This is a genomic window from Paeniglutamicibacter sp. MACA_103, from assembly GCF_045798555.1.
Taxonomy (GTDB): Bacteria; Actinomycetota; Actinomycetes; order Actinomycetales; family Micrococcaceae; genus Paeniglutamicibacter.
In genome coordinates this window covers 1-869 of record NZ_JBIXLN010000113.1, presented here as the reverse complement: position 1 = coordinate 869, position 869 = coordinate 1, and the positions used below count along the sequence as shown (strand labels likewise).

Annotated in this window: 1 protein-coding gene; it reads left to right on the top strand. The window is 59.5% G+C overall.

Going from position 1 to position 869, the window contains the following annotated elements:
* The coding region (locus tag ACIPVK_RS21770) for a hypothetical protein (protein WP_407614067.1) at positions 1 to 207 on the top strand (207 nt) is incomplete at its 5' end.
* Between the last annotated feature and the right edge of the window lie 662 nt (positions 208 to 869).

The window sequence follows — 869 nt, the reverse complement described above, 5'->3', positions numbered from 1 at the left end:
CTGGAATCCACCACGGTCGTTGCCGCCGCGGAATCCACCGCGGTCTTCGCGCGGCTTGAAACCACCCTCGCGGCGGTCATCGCCACCACGGAAACCACCGCGGTCTTCGCGCGGCTTGAAACCGCCCTCGCGGCGGTCATCGCCACCACGGCGGAAGCCGTCATTGTTGTTTGGCTTAGAACCGGTCCGGTCGCGGTTGTCCTTTGACCCGAAGCCCTTGTTTTCGTTTGACACTAGATGTGTTCCTCTCAAAAGGGTCTTCAGTTTTGGACCCCACGCATGAACCAGTGGACCTCCGCATCTCACGGAAGCCCACACTAAAATCTTTTCGCCCTCACCAGGGCATTGAACGCCTGCATCTATCTTAGTCGAGCGTACCCAGTCGCCTTCGTGATTTGCACCAATAGTGCGCAACGCAACTGATCAATAGTACGGCAGAAACTCAGTCACTCATGTTGGTGAATGCCGGCACGTCTCCCATTGAGGCGCATCCGAATGGATTCAAGATCTGGCTGAGCAAAGCCCCGCCGGCCACCAGATAATCTCTAATCCCCAGGCCCCAGAAGCAAGCTCGTGTTCGAGCAAATCAGGGAGACGAAGAAAAGAACCAGCGCGCTTCCCCTGTCATTTTGTTTGTCGCGCTGCTTCAGCTGGACTTTTGTCTTCGGCCGTGCCGGCAGGGGCCGGAAATCCGGGTTAACGGCGCGCGGCCCCCGGGGTGTGCCGGGGGCCGTGCGGTTCCCGAAGGTTCCGGGTTAAGCATCGGAACCCCTGAACAGGACTGTTCAGGGGTTCCGGGACGTGTTGTCCGGCGGTGACCTACTCTCCCACACCCTCCCGAGTGCAGTACCATCGGCGCGGTGGGTCTT